This window comes from Aminobacter carboxidus (genome assembly GCF_014863355.1).
Lineage (GTDB): Bacteria > Pseudomonadota > Alphaproteobacteria > Rhizobiales > Rhizobiaceae > Aminobacter > Aminobacter carboxidus.
Genome location: NZ_JACZEP010000001.1, coordinates 222421 through 239581, shown reverse-complemented (window position 1 = coordinate 239581; position 17161 = coordinate 222421). Strand labels below are relative to the sequence as shown.

Annotated in this window: 20 protein-coding genes; 4 read left to right on the top strand and 16 right to left on the bottom strand. The window is 63.8% G+C overall.

The features are described 5' to 3' along the window. Window positions 1-17: 17 nt before the first annotated feature. From IHE39_RS01125 to IHE39_RS01090, 8 genes are all read right to left on the bottom strand, one after another. Window positions 18-497 (bottom strand): F0F1 ATP synthase subunit B, encoded by a 480-nt coding sequence (locus IHE39_RS01125; RefSeq protein WP_184769470.1) that lies wholly within the window; start codon window positions 495-497, stop codon window positions 18-20. Window positions 498-507: 10 nt separating this feature from the next. After that, window positions 508-1107, bottom strand: coding sequence for a F0F1 ATP synthase subunit B (locus IHE39_RS01120; protein ID WP_184769471.1), 600 nt, complete (start codon window positions 1105-1107; stop codon window positions 508-510). Window positions 1108-1168: 61 nt separating this feature from the next. After that, entirely contained in the window at window positions 1169-1393 is a 225-nt protein-coding gene (locus tag IHE39_RS01115) for a F0F1 ATP synthase subunit C (RefSeq protein ID WP_182575428.1), read from the bottom strand. Window positions 1394-1461: 68 nt separating this feature from the next. Beyond that, on the bottom strand, window positions 1462-2211 hold the full coding sequence (locus tag IHE39_RS01110; RefSeq protein ID WP_184769472.1) for a F0F1 ATP synthase subunit A: 750 nt from the start codon (window positions 2209-2211) through the stop codon (window positions 1462-1464). A 39-nt stretch (window positions 2212-2250) separates the two neighbouring features. Further along, window positions 2251-2661, bottom strand: a complete 411-nt coding sequence (locus tag IHE39_RS01105) for an AtpZ/AtpI family protein (protein ID WP_184769473.1) — start codon at window positions 2659-2661, stop codon at window positions 2251-2253. A gap of 239 nt (window positions 2662-2900) precedes the next feature. Then, complete coding sequence (locus tag IHE39_RS01100; protein ID WP_192565233.1) at window positions 2901-4085, bottom strand: cell wall hydrolase; 1185 nt, start codon at window positions 4083-4085, stop codon at window positions 2901-2903. 128 nt (window positions 4086-4213) lie between these two features. Continuing rightward, entirely contained in the window at window positions 4214-5650 is a 1437-nt protein-coding gene (gene der / locus IHE39_RS01095) for a ribosome biogenesis GTPase Der (protein WP_184769475.1), read from the bottom strand. 10 nt (window positions 5651-5660) lie between these two features. Further along, the gene (locus IHE39_RS01090; RefSeq protein ID WP_184769476.1) at window positions 5661-6326 is read right to left on the bottom strand and encodes a tetratricopeptide repeat protein; all 666 of its coding nucleotides are present in this window, start codon (window positions 6324-6326) and stop codon (window positions 5661-5663) included. A 442-nt stretch (window positions 6327-6768) separates the two neighbouring features. Here IHE39_RS01090 and IHE39_RS01085 point away from each other — a divergent pair, with 442 nt between their 5' ends. Further along, window positions 6769-7764, top strand: coding sequence for a polysaccharide deacetylase family protein (locus tag IHE39_RS01085; protein ID WP_192565232.1), 996 nt, complete (start codon window positions 6769-6771; stop codon window positions 7762-7764). 160 nt (window positions 7765-7924) lie between these two features. On the opposite strand, the gene sbmA is transcribed toward IHE39_RS01085, so the two are convergent. Next, the gene (sbmA, locus tag IHE39_RS01080) at window positions 7925-9202 is read right to left on the bottom strand and encodes a peptide antibiotic transporter SbmA (RefSeq protein ID WP_192565231.1); all 1278 of its coding nucleotides are present in this window, start codon (window positions 9200-9202) and stop codon (window positions 7925-7927) included. A 172-nt stretch (window positions 9203-9374) separates the two neighbouring features. On the opposite strand from sbmA, the gene IHE39_RS01075 reads away from it, so the two are divergent. Next, a complete protein-coding gene (locus IHE39_RS01075) occupies window positions 9375-9791 on the top strand; it encodes an MAPEG family protein (protein ID WP_192565230.1) in 417 nt (138 codons plus the stop codon). A 74-nt stretch (window positions 9792-9865) separates the two neighbouring features. On the opposite strand, the gene IHE39_RS01070 is transcribed toward IHE39_RS01075, so the two are convergent. Then, the gene (locus IHE39_RS01070) at window positions 9866-10075 is read right to left on the bottom strand and encodes a hypothetical protein (RefSeq protein ID WP_184769480.1); all 210 of its coding nucleotides are present in this window, start codon (window positions 10073-10075) and stop codon (window positions 9866-9868) included. Window positions 10076-10190: 115 nt separating this feature from the next. Between IHE39_RS01070 and IHE39_RS01065 the strand changes: the two genes are divergently transcribed. Beyond that, window positions 10191-11087, top strand: coding sequence for a LysR substrate-binding domain-containing protein (locus IHE39_RS01065; protein ID WP_192565229.1), 897 nt, complete (start codon window positions 10191-10193; stop codon window positions 11085-11087). Between the two features lie 36 nt (window positions 11088-11123). Here IHE39_RS01065 and IHE39_RS01060 read toward each other — a convergent pair whose 3' ends face one another. From IHE39_RS01060 to IHE39_RS01035, 6 genes are all read right to left on the bottom strand, one after another. Then, on the bottom strand, window positions 11124-11474 hold the full coding sequence (locus IHE39_RS01060) for an ArsC family reductase (RefSeq protein ID WP_192565228.1): 351 nt from the start codon (window positions 11472-11474) through the stop codon (window positions 11124-11126). Window positions 11475-11545: 71 nt separating this feature from the next. After that, on the bottom strand, window positions 11546-11959 hold the full coding sequence (locus tag IHE39_RS01055) for a RidA family protein (protein WP_192565227.1): 414 nt from the start codon (window positions 11957-11959) through the stop codon (window positions 11546-11548). Continuing rightward, window positions 11956-12807, bottom strand: a complete 852-nt coding sequence (locus tag IHE39_RS01050) for an SMP-30/gluconolactonase/LRE family protein (RefSeq protein WP_192565226.1) — start codon at window positions 12805-12807, stop codon at window positions 11956-11958. Before IHE39_RS01050 ends, IHE39_RS01055 begins: the two co-directional genes overlap by 4 nt. Next, on the bottom strand, window positions 12804-14024 hold the full coding sequence (locus tag IHE39_RS01045) for an aminotransferase-like domain-containing protein (protein ID WP_192565225.1): 1221 nt from the start codon (window positions 14022-14024) through the stop codon (window positions 12804-12806). The genes IHE39_RS01050 and IHE39_RS01045 overlap by 4 nt, the downstream gene beginning before the upstream one ends. A 24-nt stretch (window positions 14025-14048) precedes the next feature. Next, entirely contained in the window at window positions 14049-15323 is a 1275-nt protein-coding gene (locus IHE39_RS01040) for a Coenzyme F420 hydrogenase/dehydrogenase, beta subunit C-terminal domain (protein ID WP_192565224.1), read from the bottom strand. 125 nt (window positions 15324-15448) lie between these two features. Further along, the gene (locus tag IHE39_RS01035; protein ID WP_192565223.1) at window positions 15449-16387 is read right to left on the bottom strand and encodes a LysR family transcriptional regulator; all 939 of its coding nucleotides are present in this window, start codon (window positions 16385-16387) and stop codon (window positions 15449-15451) included. Window positions 16388-16565: 178 nt separating this feature from the next. Between IHE39_RS01035 and IHE39_RS01030 the strand changes: the two genes are divergently transcribed. Further along, window positions 16566-17012 carry a MarR family winged helix-turn-helix transcriptional regulator gene (locus tag IHE39_RS01030; protein ID WP_184769488.1) on the top strand — a complete coding sequence of 149 codons (447 nt, stop codon included), beginning with the start codon at window positions 16566-16568 and terminating at the stop codon, window positions 17010-17012. The last annotated feature ends 149 nt before the right edge of the window (window positions 17013-17161 follow it).

The following is a 17161-nucleotide window of genomic DNA, read 5'->3' as shown; positions in this document are numbered from 1 at the left end:
CTGCTTGGCTGCCCGTTTTAGTTGAGCTTGGCCTTCAGTTCCTGCACCGAGCCCTTGAACAGGTCGGCGTTGGTCTTGGCGTCGGCCTTGCCGGCGAAGATCTGGCGAGCTGCCTCGACCGCAAGGTCGACAGCGTTGGCGCGAACTTCGTTGACTGCGTCGCGTTCCGCCTGGCCGATCTTCAGCTCGGCAAGTGCAGTCCGGCGAGCAACATACTCTTCGGTCTTCTTGTGAGCTTCTTCGGCGAGAAGGCCGGCTTCGCGCTTGGCCACTTCGACGATGTCGGCGGCTTCCTTTTCCGCTTCCTTGCGCTTGCGCTGATACTCGGCGAGCAGCTGCTGGGCTTCTTCACGAAGCTTGCGTGCATCTTCGAGTTCGGCGCGAATGCGTTCGGCGCGTTCGTCGAGCGACTTCGAGAGCATGCCCGGCACCTTCAGGTACAGGACGACGCCGACGAAAATGACGAGAGCGACTGTGGCCCAGAATGTTGCGTCCATGGCCCCTCTCCTACTTGCCCGCTGCCTTGACGGCGGCGGCGATGTCAGCTTTGTCGACCTTGCCGGTACCCAGTGCCTGGACAATCGCAGCAGCGGTGTCCTCGGCGATGGTTCCCACTTCCTTCATGGCGTTGGCCTTGATGGTAGCAATGCGGGCTTCGGCAGCGGTGAGCTTCTGGTCGAGCCCGGCTTCGATTTCCTTGCGCTTGGCTTCGGCTTCCGCCTTGGCTTCGTCGCGTGCTTCCTGGCCGATGGCGTTTGCCTTGGCCTTGGCCTCGGCAAGCTCCTGTTCGTATGCGGCAACCGCCGCATCCGCCTCGGACTTCATCCGGGCAGCCTGGTCGAGGTCCCCGGCGATGCGGTCGCGGCGCACCTCAAGGATGCCGCCGACACGCGGCAGCACGACATTCTTCAGGAAGAGATAGAACAGGCCGAAAGTGATCGCGAGCCACAACAGCTGCGACGGATAGTTCGACGTATCGAAAGGCGGAAACAAGCCTCCACCGCCATGCTCCGCACCCGTTTCCGTGTGCGCTGCAGTACCGGCGTCGGTATGTGGTTCCCCGGCCGCAGGTGCGACTTCCTCGGCGTAACCCGGCGTGACAAACATCTCTTTCCCCTGTCATCCCACCGGCCGCGACACGCGGCCGGTCAACTCGCTTGCGCGGCTCTTATGCGAAGAGCAGCAGCAGAGCGACGAGGAGCGAGAAAATGCCCAGAGCTTCGGTAACGGCGAAGCCGAAAATCAGGCGGCCGAACTGGCCGTCAGCTGCCGACGGGTTGCGCAGGGCGCCCGACAGGTAGTTACCGAAAATGGTGCCCAGGCCGATGCCTGCGCCGCCCATGCCGAGACAAGCGATGCCGGCGCCGATTGCCTTTGCTGCTTCAACTTCCATTGTCCAACTCCTTGTGGATCGAAATTTAGTTGCGGTTATCCAAGACGGCGGCAGCCGCCGTCGAATTCTTAGTGGCCCGGGTGCAGGGCGTCGTTGAGGTACATGCAGGTCAGCACCGCAAACACGTAGGCTTGCAGGAACGCGACCAGGACTTCCAAGCCGGTGATCGCGACCGTCATGAACAGCGGCAGGATCGAGCCGACGACGCCGACAGCGCCGAATGCGCTGAGCGAAGTGACGAAACCTGCGAAAACCTTGAGCGTGATGTGACCGGCCAGCATGTTGGCGAACAAACGAACCGAAAGGCTGATCGGACGCGACAGGAACGAGATCACTTCGATCAGCACGACCAGCGGCACCAGGATGCCAGGCACGCCGTGCGGCACGAAGAGCTTCAGGAACCCGAAGCCATGCTTCATGAAGCCGTAGACGATGACCGTACCGATGACCAGCAGTGCCAGGGCGAAGGTGACGATGAGATGGCTGGTGACGGTGAAGAAGTAGGGGAACAGGCCGATCAGGTTGGCGACGAGCACGAACATGAACAGCGAAAACACCAGTGGGAAGAAGCGCATACCCTGGGAACCCGCCGCGTCTCGTAGCATCGAGGCGACAAATTCGTAAGACATCTCCGAAACCGACTGCAGGCGGCTCGGCACCAGGCCGCGGCTCGACGTCGTCAGGAACAGGAAGGCGCTGGCGACGATCACCGTCGCAACCATGAAGGCGGACGAATTGGTGAAGGAGAAGTCGAGGCCACCGATCTCGATCGGGATCAATTTCGAGATCTGAAACTGATGAATTGGATCGTTGGCCACGCTGGCCCCCCTTCGCCTAAATTGCGCCTTGCGGCACTGCTATTTCTTTTCCGGTTCGTCAGGGCGCTTATCGGGCGACCGGATACCGGCATCAGTAACCATTCCTGCCGAGCGCAGGACATTGAGCACCCCGGCACCGAAACCGAGCAGCAGAAACACGATCAAGCCCCAAGGCGACGTGCCTGCCATCCGATCGATGATCCAGCCCAGTCCGACACCAACCGCGATCCCCGCGATGAACTCGCTGGACAGCTTGAGTGCCTGGCCGTAGCCGGTCACACCATTCGAACCTGCACTCTTTTCCCCCTCGCGGGCAGTCTGGCGTCTTGTCGCAAGCGTTGCTTCAAGCTGTTGCCGACGGCGCTCGAGTTCGTCGTCGCGGTGATCGTTTTCGGCTCGATTTTCAGGCCGGGTGTTTCCGTTTCCGCCTGGGCCCGAAGGCTTGGCCATTGCAAACTCCCACCCGGTCCGAGCGTATCCGTTCGTCCGCTTCAAAGTCGCCGGCAACATAGTTAGAGGGCCCCTGCCCGTCAAGCCACGGGGAGGCCCATCTAACTAAGTATTTTATGTAAGAAAATCAGCTAGTTGCCGAAGTGCGACATCCTGCCCGTGGCTCCGCTCCGCGATCGCCCGCCGAATCCGCGCGCAATCTGGCGGTTGGCCGACTCCGCAAGCCCGCCCGGATGCGATCAGCTCCAGCCGCCGCCATAGGTACGGTAGAAGATATGCAGGCCGATCTTGGTCATCTTCTTCATGCCGCGCGCCCAGCCGGGATTGACGTAGTTGGCATAGTAGTGGGTCGACGAGCCGACCTCCGGGATGAAGATTTTGCCGGCCGTCACCGCCATGGCGACTTCCTGCGCGGTCTTGTAGTGCGAGGGGCTGGTGACGCGGTCCTTGATGCCGTCGCAGGCAAACGAGAACTGGCAGCGGTTGAACCAGCCATCGTTCTGGTAGACGACGCCGCAGATGGTGCCAGGATAGGCCGGGTTGCGGACGCGGTTGAGGATGACCTGGGCGACAGCCGCCTGGCCGCGCAGCGATTCGCCGCGCGCCTCGAAGTAGATGCCGCTGGCGAGGCAGGCCTGCTCGGCCTTGGAGAACACGCTCGCCGGTAGCGGATTGGCCAGCCACCAGTGGTCGCCCTTGCCCATCGGCGGGATGAAGCGGCCGCTGCTCTGGTCGTCGCTGCGCAACAGCGCCTCGAATGGCGAAGCCTTGGCATAGTCGGGCTCGGCCGGCGCATAGGCGGTGGCCAGCACGTCGGCATTGTCGTTGTTGACCAGCGACGCCAGCATCGCCGGCACGCCAGGCGTACGCGTCTTGGTTTCCTTGACGTGGAAGGCGGCGGCGATCTCGACTTCCTTGCCCTTGATGTCGGGCTTGGCGAAAGTCAGCTTGAGGCCGCTGTCGAGAGCGGGGCGCAAGAGCGAACTGGTACGCTCGAACACCGAGCCGGCGGTGAAGTTCTTCGGCGGGTTGACCCTGGAGATGTTGGCGAGGCGGCTTTTCTTGTCGACGCGGACGATGCGGTCCTCATCGGGCAGGTCGGAGGAGCCGAATTTCTTGCCGCGGAACGAGACGGTGCCGACGCCGGCGATCTTGACGCCTGAACCCGAAATCGGGCCGGTGATGATGCCGTCGACGAAAGGCATTTCGCCGGCGTGCACCGAGCCTGCCGCGGCCTTCTCGACGTAGGAGCTCCAGCGGGTGTTCTGGCCTTCGAGGCCTGAGACGAGGCTGGTCATGTCCTGATAGGCAGCCACGGTGGGAAAGCCGAGCCAGATGCCGAGGCCGACGACGGCCGGCGCCAGGAACGAACGTCTTCCCTCGCGGGCAGCAGCAAACCGCCGCTTCACAACACCTCGATGCACTGAAACTCTCCAGGACGCAACACACCCTACTGGAGAGGAAAATGATGCATTAACCTTGATGGAGCGTTAACGGACGCAACGTTGGCGCAATGCAAAAAGGGCCCGCATGTGGCGAGCCCTTCGATGTTTCATTTCTTTTTCTTGGCGCGGCCGGCAAACGGATTGTCGGAGGTGCGCAGCGCCATGCGGATCGGCACGCCGGGCATGTCGAAGGATTCGCGCAGGTTGTTGACGAGATAACGCACATAGGACTGCGGCATCGCATCGGGGCGCGAGCAGGACAGAACGAAGCCAGGCGGCCTTGTCTTGGCCTGGGTGATGTACTTGATCTTGAGCCGGCGGCCAGCGACGGCGGGCGGCGGATGATGGGCGAGGATGCCTTCGAGCCAGCGGTTGAGCTTGCCCGTCGAGACGCGGCTGTTCCAGACCCGGTGGGTCTTCATCACCGCGTCCATCAGCTTTTCCAGCCCGCGGCCAGTCTCCGCCGACATCGGCACTGCCTGCAGGCCACGCGCCTGCGGCAACAGCCGTTCGGTCTTCTCGCGCAGTTCGGCCAGCGCTTCCTGCGGATTGTCGATGAGGTCCCACTTGTTGAAGGCGATGACCGGCGCCCTGCCCTCGCGAATGATCAGGTCGGCGATCTGCAGGTCCTGTTTCTCGAACGGGATCGTTGCATCGAGCACGATGATGACGATCTCGGCGAAGCGGATGGCGCGCAGGCCGTCCTGCACCGACATCTTCTCGAGCTTTTCCTGCACCTTCGCCTTGCGGCGCATGCCGGCAGTATCAAACATCTTGATGCTGCGGCCCTGCCAGTCCCAGTCGACCGAAATCGAATCGCGGGTGATGCCGGCTTCGGGCCCGGTGAGCAGGCGCTCCTCGCCGATCAGCGCATTGATCAGCGTCGACTTGCCGGCATTGGGCCGACCAACGACAGCGATGCGCAGCGGCTTGGTCTCGTCATAGGCATGGACGTCCTCGGCGTCGGGATCGGCGATGTCCTCGCCGATCAGCACGTCGCTTTCAGCGATGTCGTCTGCTTCGTCCTCGTCATCTTCGAAGACGCGCTCCTTGCCGAGAGCTTCGACAACGGCGTCGCGCAGGTCAGGCATGCCTTGGCCATGTTCTGCCGAAATCTGCACCGGCTCGCCGATGCCGAGTTCCCAGGCTTCGAGCGCGCCACTCGATGCGCCACGCGCCTCGGACTTGTTGGCGACGAGCACCACCGGCTTGCCGGAACGTCGAACGATCTCGACGAAGGTGCGGTCGTCAGGGGTCAAGCCTGCCTTGGCGTCGACCATGAAGAAGATGAGATCGGCTTCCTTGATGGCGATCTCTGTCTGCGCCCGCATGCGGCCCTGCAAGGTCGCTGCGGCCGCGTCCTCGAAGCCCGCGGTGTCAATGACGTCGAAGACGAGATCGTAGAGCTTCGCCGCATGGACCCGGCGGTCGCGCGTCACGCCGGGCGTGTCGTCGACAAGGGCGATCTTCTTTCCAACCAGGCGGTTGAAAAGGGTGGATTTGCCGACGTTGGGCCGGCCGATTATCGCGATCTTGAATGCCATCGGGCCCGCATCACGACGCGTTGCCGGAACCGCGGATCAGTTCGGCCAGGAGGTTGGAGCGTTGACGCGCATTGCGCGGCGCGCCTTCGTCGGAGGAAATCTGCTCGAACAGCTTGAGCGCGTCGGGGAGCTTGCCTTCCTTCCAGGCGGCGAGGCCGAGGGCCTCGCGGGCCGAGTGGCGCAGCGGGTTGGTGTCGTTGGTCAGCGCTTCGACGCGAGCCGAGACATCGGCGTAGGAGCCATTGTCGACAAGCAGCAGTGCCGCGCGCAGGCGGGCGACGTCGCGAATGACGTTGGGGATCGAGCTGTCGGCGGCCACTTCGTCGAAGCCGGCGATGGCGGCCTTGAAGTCTCCCTTGTCGGCCTGGACGGTGGCGGCACGCATACGGGCGAGCAACGGATAGGCACCGTAGCCGTCCTTTTCGAGCGCATCGAATGCGGCAAGCGCTTCGTCGGCCTTGCCGGAATTGGCGAGCGTCAGCGCCTGCGAAAACTGGTCGCCGGAGCTGTTGGCCTTGGTCTCGACCCAATATTCCCAGGCCACGAACAGGCCGGTGCCGATGACGACCAGCACGGCGATGACGATGGCTGCGGGGCCATAACTGTCCCACAGGGCCTTCGCCTTGTCCTGGCGAATTTCCTCGTTGACCTCACGAAAGAAACTGTCGTCCGACATACTATCCAATCACCTTTGCCCCTCGGGGGCCGTTTGAGCCTGCGTTTTAGCGGAATTTTGCCGTCATGGAAGGGGGCGGGGCGGAAATTCGGTGGGAGGGCAAGTTCTCGCATCGCCGCGGTGGTGCCCTACGAAGCAAACCTTTGGCGTTGTGATCCTTCGCCCCCTCTGGCCTGCCGGCCATCTCCCCCACAAGGAGGGAGATTAGTCGCATCGCCGGCGGCGCTCGCCCCTGCAGCGTTGGCGCGAGGAAGCAAAGAGGGCGGTGATTGGCCTCGGCGCGGATGAAGGCGTGATCTCCCTCCTTGTGGTGGCCGGTGCCCTGCCACCGGGCGCTGCATGCCGCATTCCACCGCAAACGCATCCGTGCCACATTTGCGGCCTATCGCGCAGCGAAGCCACTTTCGCCCCAGCTCAAGAAATAGTGTTCAGATCCGGTCAGATGTCCAAAGCGTTCCGTCTTAGTGTCTTGTTGTCCGCGTCCCTGGCTGCACTGCCGGCGATAGCTGGGCCTGCTCCCAAGGTCGAGGACGTCAAGAAGCCGCAGATCGTGCTGATTTCGTTCGACGGCGCCCATGACCTGGCGCAATGGAAGCGCAGCCGCGAGCTTGCGGCGCGCACGGGCGCGCGCTTCACCTATTTCCTGTCTTGCGTGTTCCTGTTGTCGCGCGAGACGCGTGGCAGCTACCAGGCGCCGGGACGGTCGGCCGGCAAGTCTAATGTCGGCTTCGCCATGACCAAGAAGGAAGTCGTCGACCGCCTTGGGCAGATCAATCTCGCCGCCGCCGAGGGCCACGACATCGCCAGCCACGCCTGCGGCCATTTCGACGGCGGCAAGTGGAGCAAGGCCGAGTGGACCAAGGAGTTCGACGCGTTTTCGACGATCATGCGCGATGCCTACAAGATCAACGGCATTTCGCCCGAACCCGAGGGCTGGGCCAGCATCGCGGCGTCGGTGAAGGGATTTCGCGCGCCCTATCTCTCCGACAGCAAGGGGCTGACGGCGACGCTGCGCGACAAGGGTTTTGCCTACAATGCCAGCGGCGTGTCACACGGGCCGGAAGAACCCAGACTCAACGGCACCATGCTGGATTTTGCCCTGCCGCAGATTCCCGAAGGGCCGTCGGAGCGGCGCATCATCGCGATGGACTACAATCTGTTCGTCCGCCACTCCGGCGGCGTCGACAAGCCTGAAGAGGCGGCAAAGTACGAAAGCCGCGCCTATGGCGCGTTCCGCAAGGCCTTCGACACCCAATATGCGGGCGGACGCGTTGCGTTGCAGATCGGCTTCCACTTCACGCTGATGAACGATGGCGCCTACTGGCGCGCGCTGGAGCGCTTCGCCGGTGAGGTGTGCGTGAAATCGGATGTCGAATGTATCAGCTATGCCGACTATGTGGCGCGGCGCAATGAGGCGCCGGTGCAGACCGGCGGGTGAGCGGCGACTTTCGGGCAGGCAACCTGGCCGGTTGAGGCGGCGGCCCACCAGCTAGCGCGCAAATCCTGCACCGCATCTGGTGTCGCTGCCTTCGCGGCATGGCTTCCCGACACTCTCCGCTCGTGTCACTCGCTCACGAGGTGCTTAAACGTTGACGTTATCACGTCACCGGCTGGTCTTCCGGCTTCAAGCCGCCCTTTTCGCGTTCGAGGTAGCGCTGGTCAATGTCGGGCAGCGGTTCGCCCGACAGCGTGGCCTCGAAGGCGCGCAGGCGCTTGTGCACCGACTGCAGCTCGACGATGGTTGACCAGGAATTGAGCAGGAACTGCAGCGATCCCGTGACACGTCCGAAGGCGTTGGAGATCTGGTTCATCGGACCAAGCGTGATCTTGTGCGCGACGATCGACGGCCCGAGGATGATGAAGGAGAAAATGTTGTCGGCCTGCAGGTAGGTGTAGCGGACGACGTTGAAGTAGATGTAGTGCGCATAGAGCCGGAAATAGTTCTTGCGCACATTGGTGAAAAGCTCGGTGGTGGTCGCGGGCTGAGCGCGATCGGCGTGATCCTCGCCATAGACCAACTCCTTACGGTAGGCAGCCTCGACGCGCTGGTTGCGGAACTGCAGGCCCGGCAGCTTCACACCAGCCAGCATGACCGACAGCGTGCCGAGCAAGCACCAGCCGATCGCGGCCAGGATGAGAGGCTGCGGGACGACGCCTATGATCGGCAGTTCGGTGATGTGCTTCTGAAGCTCGATGAGAACAGGCAGGAAGGCGATCAGCGTCATGATCGACGCCACGAAGCTGGAACCCAGATCCTCCATGATCTGGGCGAAGCGCATGGTGTCTTCCTGGATACGCTGCGAGGCACCTTCGATGTGGCGCAGCTTGCTCCAGTTCTCCATGAAGTAGTCGTTCATTGCGGTGCGCCAGCGGAAGATCCAGTGCTGCACCACATAGGCGTTGACGACCGAGACGTTCATGCCGATCAGCGCCAGCCAGGCGAAGCTGGCGGCGCCGGCGTAGAACTCGGCGTTGGTCGACTCGGCGGTGCCGCCCATCAGCCCCTGCACGTAGTCGAAGAAGGGGCCGTACCAGTTGTTCACAGCGACGCTGACCTGAACGTTGAAATAGATCAGGAACAGGATGACCGAGGTGACGAGGATCGACCAGCGCTGCCATGGATGGGGCGAATACCAGCGCCAGAAGGCATAGAAGAGCAGAACGCCGACGACATAATAGATGTAGAACCACATGAACGGCGCCGACAGGAACACCGTGATACCGATGATCGGCGGCGTGCCTGGGGCCGCCGGCGGCAGGCCGACCAAGGCGCCCAGTTGCGCGCCCCCGAAGAACCAGAAGAGAACGAGCGCCAGGCTCCACAACGCAGCCGAGGAAAAGAACAGCTTCGGCTGCGGGAAGAAGGATATGAACACGGTTCCGGGTTCCTTTCGGAGACGGGGCATTGCCAGTTGGCCGCATGAAGTCACACTTCGTGGCACAAGGGAATCCCCTGCGGCGGCCGGCTATGGCAATGCGGGCCGGATCGTGGCGATTTTCCGCACCGGAATATTACAGTTTGGTCATTTAGAGACTGCGGGGAACGAGATGGACCAGCCAGCATACGCAGCAGCAGCGCTTTACGCTGCGCTCAACGCCCTGATCCTCATGTGGCTGACGCTGGCGACGGCACTGGTCAGGCGCAGGCACATGGTGCTGATCGGCGACGGCGGTGTTGCTCATCTCGGCCGCGCGATGCGTGGCCACGCCAACGCCATCGAGAACATTCCTGTCATGCTGGTGCTGTTGGGATTCGCGGCGGCGCTTGGCGCGCCGGCGGTGGCGATCCATGTGCTGGGCGCGGCCTTCACCTTCGGCCGCGTGGTTCATGCCTGGCATTTCACCCATGAACGGGCGGCGCAATGGCAGCGCGCGATCGGCTTCGGGCTGAGCGTGGCGACACTGGCGGCGGCGGCGCTCGACGTGCTTGGCCACGCCATCATTCTGCTTTTCATCCAGGCATGATCACCTGGGATCATGCCTGTTGCCTGAGCATGATCGTTGCCGAAAAACGGAAACCGCCTTTCGGGACCATGCCTCTAAGCCCTGCAGCTTCCTTCGCCCGGCACCGGGAGAGCCGGCCTGAAACCGCGGCCCAGCGGCAGGTCGCCGAGCTCGCGCGCATCCATGCGCTCGATGTCGGGATGGGAAAGCGGATCGCGCAGCCAGCCGAGGAAACGCTCCGTGTCGATGCCGCGGCTGTCGCGTTGGCCCTGGAGCAGGTTGGAAAGGCTTGAGAAAATCTTCATCTGACTTCTCCTGAAGTATTGATCCTTTCGCACTATTTTCGCTACAAACGCTTGCTCTACAATCAAGAATGTCGCGGACGGAGTTTAGAAAATCTCAAGTCAGGCACTCAATCGCGTGCATCTGAACGGGCTCCGCGCGGTGGAGAGCGTCGCGCGCTGCGGCTCGCTGGTCAAGGCGGCAGCGGAACTTGGCGTCTCGGCCAGCGCGGTGAGCCAGCAGATCGCCCGCACCGAGGCGCAACTGGGTCGCGCTGTCTTCCAGCGCACCGGCGCGGGACTTGCGCTGACCGCCTTCGGGGCGGAGTTCTGCGCCCGGCTGACCAGCGGCTTCCAGGAACTGGGGCGCGCGGTGGCGCTGGCTGACGAGACAGCCTCGAATGTGCTGGTGGTGTCGGTGGCACCGGCCTTTGCCTCGCGCTTCCTGGTGCAGCGGCTCAGCCGCTTCAACCAGCGCCATGCCAAGATCAAGCTCAGGATCGACGCCTCGACCGGGCTGGTCGATCTCGACCACTCCGACGTCGACCTGGCGATCCGTATGGGCGACGGCACATGGCCTGGTGTGCGGGCAGAGCTGCTACTGGCGCAGGAGGTGTTTCCGGTCTGCGCGCCGGCACTGGCAGCGAAGCTCAAGCAGCCTGCCGATCTCGCGCATCTGCCCGTCATCGCCGACGAGAGCACGATGATCAGCTGGGAGCGCTGGTTCGAGGCGGCCGGCTTGCAAAGGCCGTTTCCGGTGCAGCCGGCAGGGCCTTCCTTCACTGATCCGATCCTTGGCATCGACGCGGCGGTCGCCGGACAGGGCGTGGCGCTGGCCTGGCAGTTGCTGTCGGCCGACGCGCTGGCCGATGGCCGGCTGGTGGCGCCGTTCGGCATCACGGTAGCCAGCGGGCTCGGCTACTATCTGGTCAGCTCGAAGCTGGAGCGGCCGGGCCGCAAGGTGCGCGACTTCTCAAGTTGGCTACGCGAGGAGGTGGCGACGACGATGGCTCGGTTCGGTACAAGGGCCGGATAGCCAGGCGCGTCACCCGGCATTGTCAGCCCGGGCCATTTAGCCCGGGAATGCGGCCTCGTAGGCTTCCGGCTTGAAGCCGACGATGCGGCGGCTGCCGAGGTCGAGCATCGGACGCTTGATCATCGAGGGTTGGGCGAGCATCAAGGCGATCGCCTTGTCGGCGTCGAGGCCTTCCTTGTCCGCATCGGGCAGCTTCTTGAAGGTGGTGCCGGCGCGGTTGAGCACGGTTTCCCAGCCGAACTCCTTGACCCAGGCCTCCAGGCTTGTGCGGTCGATGCCAACGGCCTTGTAATCGTGGAAGTCGTAGGCGACGCCGTGGCCTTCGAGCCAGGTACGGGCCTTCTTGATCGTGTCGCAGTTCTTGATGCCGTACATGGTGATGGACAAGGCTAGGCCTCCGCAAGCGCGCGGCCGGCCGGGCGGACCCGACTCGGCCAATTTCAGGTAGCGGCTAGGTTCTACACCACGCCCGGTTTGGCAAGCGCGTGGCGCCAGGCGACCGCCTCGACCTCGACCATGATCTCGGGCAGGACGAGTGCTGTGACGACCATCGCGCTCGCCGCCGGCGGGTTGTCGGCGAAGATTCGGTTCTTGACCGAGGCATAGGCCTGATAGGCATCCGGGCTGGTCAGGAAACAGCGCAGCGATACGACATGGGCACGTGTGAGACCAGCCTCAGTCAGCACCGCCTCGATGTTGCGGAACACCTGCTCGGTTTGCCCGGCCGGATCGCCGGTGCAGACGATCCGCCCGTCCCTGAGCGCAACCTGCCCGGAGACGAGCACGAAATCGCCGCAGCCGACGGCCTGGCTCATGCCGGAAAAAGCCATGCCGGGCGGATTGAAGCGTTCGACGCTGGAGGCTTCGCTCATGGCCGTCCGGCTCCCGGTGCGGGGGCGCGGACAATGTCGATCCGCCCTCCCCTGAGTTTCGTCGTGACCTCGGGAGCGTGGTGCGGGGCAACGCAGATGAAGAGGTCGCGGCCATCGGGGCCGCCGAGCATGCAGGCGTAGGGGCTGGCGTCAGAGATGACGACCCGATCGACGATCTCGCCCGCCGGGCTGATCCGCAGCACCGTCTTTTCATAGGGCGATGCCGCCCAGACATGCCCGTCGGCGTCGAGGCAGATGCCGTCGGGCACGTGGCCGTCGACCGCCGCGAACAGCCGTCGATTGGCGAGATGGCCATCCGTGCCGATGTCGAAGGCGGTGAGACGCGCGGCCATCGACTCGGCGATGATCAAGGTGCGGCCGTCGAGCGAAATGACAGCGCCGTTGGGACACATCAGGCCATCGGCGACAATGTAGACGCCGCCATCCGGCGCGACCATGGCCAGCACCGTCGGCGCCGGCGGCTGGCCGGCATAGAAGTCGAAGCCGATATTGCCGACATAGGCGCGGCCTTCGTCATCGACGACCATGTCGTTGGAATGGAACGGGTGGACGCCGGCGAGATCGGCATGGAGCGTGAGTTTGCCGTCGCGGCTGCGTCGGAACAGCTTGCGATCGTTCATCGAGACGACAAGCAGGTCGCCATCGGGCAGCCAGCCCATGCCGGATGGACCGCCCGGCACGGCGAAGCTGTCGCGCCTGGTGCCGTCGCTATCCAGCACGTGGACGAGGCCGTCATGCTGGTCAGCAAACCACAGCTGCCCGTCATGCCAGCGGGGGCATTCGGGATAGACGAATCCCCCCGCGATCGTGCGAGCCGGATTCCTCATGCCGCAACCCTGGCGCAGGCGCTGAGGATTTCGCCAAGCTTTTTGATGCCGCGCTCGATGATGTCCTCGCTGACATGGCTGTAGGCCAGGCGCAGGAACTGGCGGCCGTCGCTCTCACCCATGAAGCGCTCGCCTGGACGGAAGAAGATGCCTTGTTTGGCCGACAGCTCGGCGGCGCGCTGCCAGTCGACGCGTTCGTCAATCTCGAGCCAGAGGTAGAACGAGCCCTGTGGCATGCGGAAGGTGACATAGTTGCCGCAATGATCGCGCACGGCGCGCGCCGCCGTTTCGGCCTTGCTCTTGTAGACCTTGTTGACCTCGGCGATGTGCTCGTCGAGCAGACCTTCCGATATGTAGGAGGTCATGACGCGGGCGTGCCACTGGCCGACACCGAGATCCTGGCGAACGGCAGCGATGGGTTCGATAGCCGCAGCCGGACCGGCGATCCAGCCAAGACGCAGCGCCGGTGCGACGATCTTGGAGAAGCTGCCGCACTGGATGACGCGGTCGTCGGTGTCGAGGCTGAGCAAGGTCGGCAGCTCCTCCCCGGCAAAACGCAGGTCGCCATAGACATTGTCCTCGATGATGAGGAAGTCGTGCTCGCTCGCGAGCTTAAGCAGCTGGCGCCGGCGCGGCGCCGACATCTCGGTGCAGGTCGGGGTCTGGAAGGTCGGGATGGTGTAGACGACCTTGACCTTCTTGCCCTCGGCCCTGACCTTGTTCAGCAGGACTTCGAGCGCGTCGATATCCATGCCATGGTCGTCGACCGCAACCGTGCGCAGGTCACCGCCAGCCATCTGCATGAAGCGCAGCGCATAAGGGAAGGACGCGGCCTCGGCAACGACAACGTCACCCGGATTGACGTAACCGTTGGCGGCAAGCGCGATACCCTGCACCGAGCCCGAGGTCAGGATGACGCCAAGCGTGCCGAGCTGCTTGCCCTGGGTGCGTTCTATGCGGTCCGATAGCTCCTTGCGCAGGCCCTTGAAGCCATAGACCAGCTCCTCATAGCCGGTTGCCGGGTCGAAATAGTCGAGCACCTTGGCGCCGTGCTCGTCGAGCGCCTTGCGAGCGAGACGGACCAGATCCTCGGTCGGGAAGGTCTCGGGCGCGGCAAGTCCCTGGTCGAAATTGAAGATCGCCGGAACCTCGGGGTCGGGGAAAAACAGCGCGGGGCCTGAGCCGGAGAGCTTGGCGCGGAGATGATCGACAGACATGGTTTCCTCCTTGGATCGGTGTTTTCAGCTTGTCGTGGTGTCAGGGGCGAAGGTGCCCGAGGTAACAGGGCTCTCGCGGTTGCGGCGCTTGAGCGATCGCGCGAGTGTGCCGCGGAAGGCCGCCCAGCGTTCGCGCCAGCTGGCAGCAAGGCCGGCCTGCACCACCCGCAGCGCGCCATGGTCGGGAAACGGCTGGGCCGTCAGGGCTAGGGCCGTAAGCCGCCAAAAGACCGAACGCTTCTTGAGGCCATGGTCGTCGTGCATGGCTTCCAGCTCGGCGACCGAAAACGGCTCCTCGTGGAGGTAGCCGGCAACGACCGCATCCTCGATCAACTGCGTGCCGCGCACGGTGCGGGCGATGTGCATGTTCCAGCCGTCACCGGCCTCGCGATGGCTTGGCTTGCCGTTCTCCATCACCCAGCAATCGCCGGCGACGACATCGGCATGCTCGCCTGTACCGTCGGCGCAGATCTTGCAGCGAAACATCAGCTCGTAGGTGAGGTTCGAGAACCAGGTCTCGTCGTAGCTCTGGCGGTGCTCCTTGCCCTGGCGCGTGCGGACATAGGTCGGGCCCGGCCAGCCATGGCCGCGATAGCGGAACTCGTCGACGTCGCGGTGGTCTTCACCGAAGCGCCTGACGATGTTGTAGGTGGCTGAAATGCTGGGGTTGCCGCCGCAGAACATCGCCAGCATGTAGGGGATCTGCCTGTCGACGCGCGCGTCGACCCGGGCCAGGTTGCGCAATGTGGCGATGTCGCAGGGCTTGCCGATGAAGGCGAAGCGCCGGCCGCTGTCGAGCATGGCCATGATGTCCCTGAGCGGTGCCGTCGGCCCGTAGCGCGAGCCGGACGAGGCGACGATCTGCTCGCGACTGGTGTTGAAGCTGACATCGTTGAGCAACGGGTTGTCGCTGGAAACGCCGACCTGGAGGATGCCGTCGACCTCACCGCTTTCGACGAGATAGAGCGCGAGCGCCGTCAGCACGCCGCCGGTGGCGCTTCTAAAGCGGATCTCCGGGTCGGTGGCGTGGCCCCTGGCCAGATGCAGGATCGGCCCGAAGATCGGGTGCGGAGCGGCGGCATCCTCGGGCGCTGGCCCTGACAGCCGGTTTCCCGTGCAGACCTGCATGACCGTGACCTGTTCGGTGTCCTTCAGCCGGCGTCGGCGGCGCGGCCGCATGAACCCGTCAGGGGAAAGGTCCATGCCGAGCGCATCGTTGCCGAGCAGGCTTGCGCAGGCGCCGCAGCCGGTGCACAGGCCGCGTTCGACGATGTCTTCTACCCGCCCGGCAACACGCATGCGCCATCCTCCCGGCGGCGGTCTCGCGACCGCGCCCCAGCGACTTTTCTTCGATCTCAGGTGTTGGAGACGGTTATAGGCCGGCGGTGTCGGGCCGGGCAAATTGCCATTCCGAATGACCGACATCAGCCGAAATGATCCTGGCCGACCTCGGGCCGCGGGAAACAATCGTCGAGCACTTGCCTGACCCAGTCATGAGTGGGGCTGCCCTCCGACGAGGGGTGCCAGTAGAGCCAGGTCTGCAGCGGCGGCATGCGAAACGGGCGCGGCACCGCCACGAACGCGTCGGCAGCCAGGAAATGGCGGACAAAGGAGGTGGGGATGGTCAGGCATAGATCGCTGCGCGACAGGATGGCAGCAGCCGCCAGGCAATGTTCGAGATGCACCGCCACCTGCCGTTTCAGCTTCAGCCGGGCGAGTGCGCCATCGACAAGATTGGCGACGCGCGGACGGTTGGAAATGTGAAGGTGCTTCAGCGCGAGATAGCGCTCGAGCGTCAACGGCTGAGCGAGAGCCAGATGATCCTTGCGCATGACGCAAACGAACTCGTCGCTGAACAGCAGCCGCTGGCCGAAACCCTCCTCGGCAAGTGGATGCGACTCGACAGCGAAGTCGATCTCGCCTGACGCCAGCCCGGGAAACAGGTCGCGCTCGGCGAGGAAGCGGTTGCGAACAATGAGCGTCGAGCCGAGCCGGTTCAACTCGCCGACGAATGGCCCGAGCACGATCGCTTCGGCATAGTCGCTCATGCTGAACGATAGGATACGCTCGGAGGCGAGCGGATCGAAGCGCTCGTGCCGGGCGAGCGTGCGGTCGAGCGCGGTCAGCGCCTCCCTGACCGGGCCGATCAGCGTTTCGGCAAGCGGGGTCGGCGCAATGCCTTGCCGTGCACGCACGAACAGCTGATCGCCGAAAATGTCACGCAGGCGCGCCAGGCTGTTGGAAACCGCCGGCTGGGTTACGCCAAGCGTCTCGGCGGCTCGGGTGATGCTGGCCTCGCTGTAGACCGCCTCGAAGACGTGCAGCAGATTGAGGTCGAGCTTTGCCAGATTGCGCAGGACCATGCCCCACCTCCTCGTCCCCTGGCTGCGCCGCTTCATCCCGGCGCGCGAACGGACATTACCTGCCGACATCGTGGCCGCGACCTCGTCCGAAGGGACTAGTGGATGCGTCTTGCCGGAGATATTGCCGTGAATTACATAGGTATCTAATAATATTCAAAAGAACAAAATGGGGAGCGACATGAGCAGCAGCGTTGAACTGAAGAGCGCCTTTTTCGACGAGTTGCTGAAGGTCAACCGCAAGCTCAGGACGATGTTCGACGCCCGGGTCAAGGAGCGCGGGCTGACGCTGGCGCGCGCCCGGCTGATGATGCAGGTCGCCAAATGCGAGGGCAAGACGCAAGCCGAGCTCGCCGAGCAGATGCAGATCGAGCAGCCCTCGCTGGTGGGCCTCATCGACGGGCTGGAAAAAAAGGGGCTGGTGGTGCGCTGCACCACCGACGGCGACCGACGCACCAAGCGCATCTTCCTGACGCCGACGGCACGGCGCGAGGCCGACAGCATGTTCGCCGACGTTGCGGAACTGCGCGCCCTGGTGCTGACAGGTGTCGACGACGCCGACATCGAAAGCGCGACACGCGTGCTGCGCGCGCTCAGCGAAAACATCGGCGCTGCGGCGGAAGACTGACGCTGACCGTCATGCCCGCGGCAAACAAAAAGGGCGCCGTCCTTTGTTGCACACGACTGTCGGGGTCATGCGCGGACAGCGCCCTTTCCGTGCAAGGTCGTCGGGGGCTACGCCTTGCGGTGGGTTGGGTAGATTTCGGTGATGCCGGG

What these genes read in the sequence shown, in the direction of transcription:
- IHE39_RS01075 (WP_192565230.1), top strand. Translation starts at nt 9,375, where the DNA reads ATGGACCAGCCAGCATACGCAGCAGCAGCGCTTTACGCTGCGCTCAAC.
- IHE39_RS01035 (WP_192565223.1), bottom strand. Translation starts at nt 16,387, where the DNA reads ATGGTCCTGCGCAATCTGGCAAAGCTCGACCTCAATCTGCTGCACGTC.
- IHE39_RS01090 (WP_184769476.1), bottom strand. Translation starts at nt 6,326, where the DNA reads ATGTCGGACGACAGTTTCTTTCGTGAGGTCAACGAGGAAATTCGCCAG.
- IHE39_RS01040 (WP_192565224.1), bottom strand. Translation starts at nt 15,323, where the DNA reads ATGCGTGTTGCCGGGCGGGTAGAAGACATCGTCGAACGCGGCCTGTGC.
- IHE39_RS01115 (WP_182575428.1), bottom strand. Translation starts at nt 1,393, where the DNA reads ATGGAAGTTGAAGCAGCAAAGGCAATCGGCGCCGGCATCGCTTGTCTC.
- der (WP_184769475.1), bottom strand. Translation starts at nt 5,650, where the DNA reads ATGGCATTCAAGATCGCGATAATCGGCCGGCCCAACGTCGGCAAATCC.
- IHE39_RS01125 (WP_184769470.1), bottom strand. Translation starts at nt 497, where the DNA reads ATGGACGCAACATTCTGGGCCACAGTCGCTCTCGTCATTTTCGTCGGC.
- IHE39_RS01070 (WP_184769480.1), bottom strand. Translation starts at nt 10,075, where the DNA reads ATGAAGATTTTCTCAAGCCTTTCCAACCTGCTCCAGGGCCAACGCGAC.
- IHE39_RS01050 (WP_192565226.1), bottom strand. Translation starts at nt 12,807, where the DNA reads ATGAGGAATCCGGCTCGCACGATCGCGGGGGGATTCGTCTATCCCGAA.
- IHE39_RS01120 (WP_184769471.1), bottom strand. Translation starts at nt 1,107, where the DNA reads ATGTTTGTCACGCCGGGTTACGCCGAGGAAGTCGCACCTGCGGCCGGG.
- IHE39_RS01045 (WP_192565225.1), bottom strand. Translation starts at nt 14,024, where the DNA reads ATGTCTGTCGATCATCTCCGCGCCAAGCTCTCCGGCTCAGGCCCCGCG.
- IHE39_RS01030 (WP_184769488.1), top strand. Translation starts at nt 16,566, where the DNA reads ATGAGCAGCAGCGTTGAACTGAAGAGCGCCTTTTTCGACGAGTTGCTG.
- IHE39_RS01055 (WP_192565227.1), bottom strand. Translation starts at nt 11,959, where the DNA reads ATGAGCGAAGCCTCCAGCGTCGAACGCTTCAATCCGCCCGGCATGGCT.
- IHE39_RS01105 (WP_184769473.1), bottom strand. Translation starts at nt 2,661, where the DNA reads ATGGCCAAGCCTTCGGGCCCAGGCGGAAACGGAAACACCCGGCCTGAA.
- IHE39_RS01085 (WP_192565232.1), top strand. Translation starts at nt 6,769, where the DNA reads ATGTCCAAAGCGTTCCGTCTTAGTGTCTTGTTGTCCGCGTCCCTGGCT.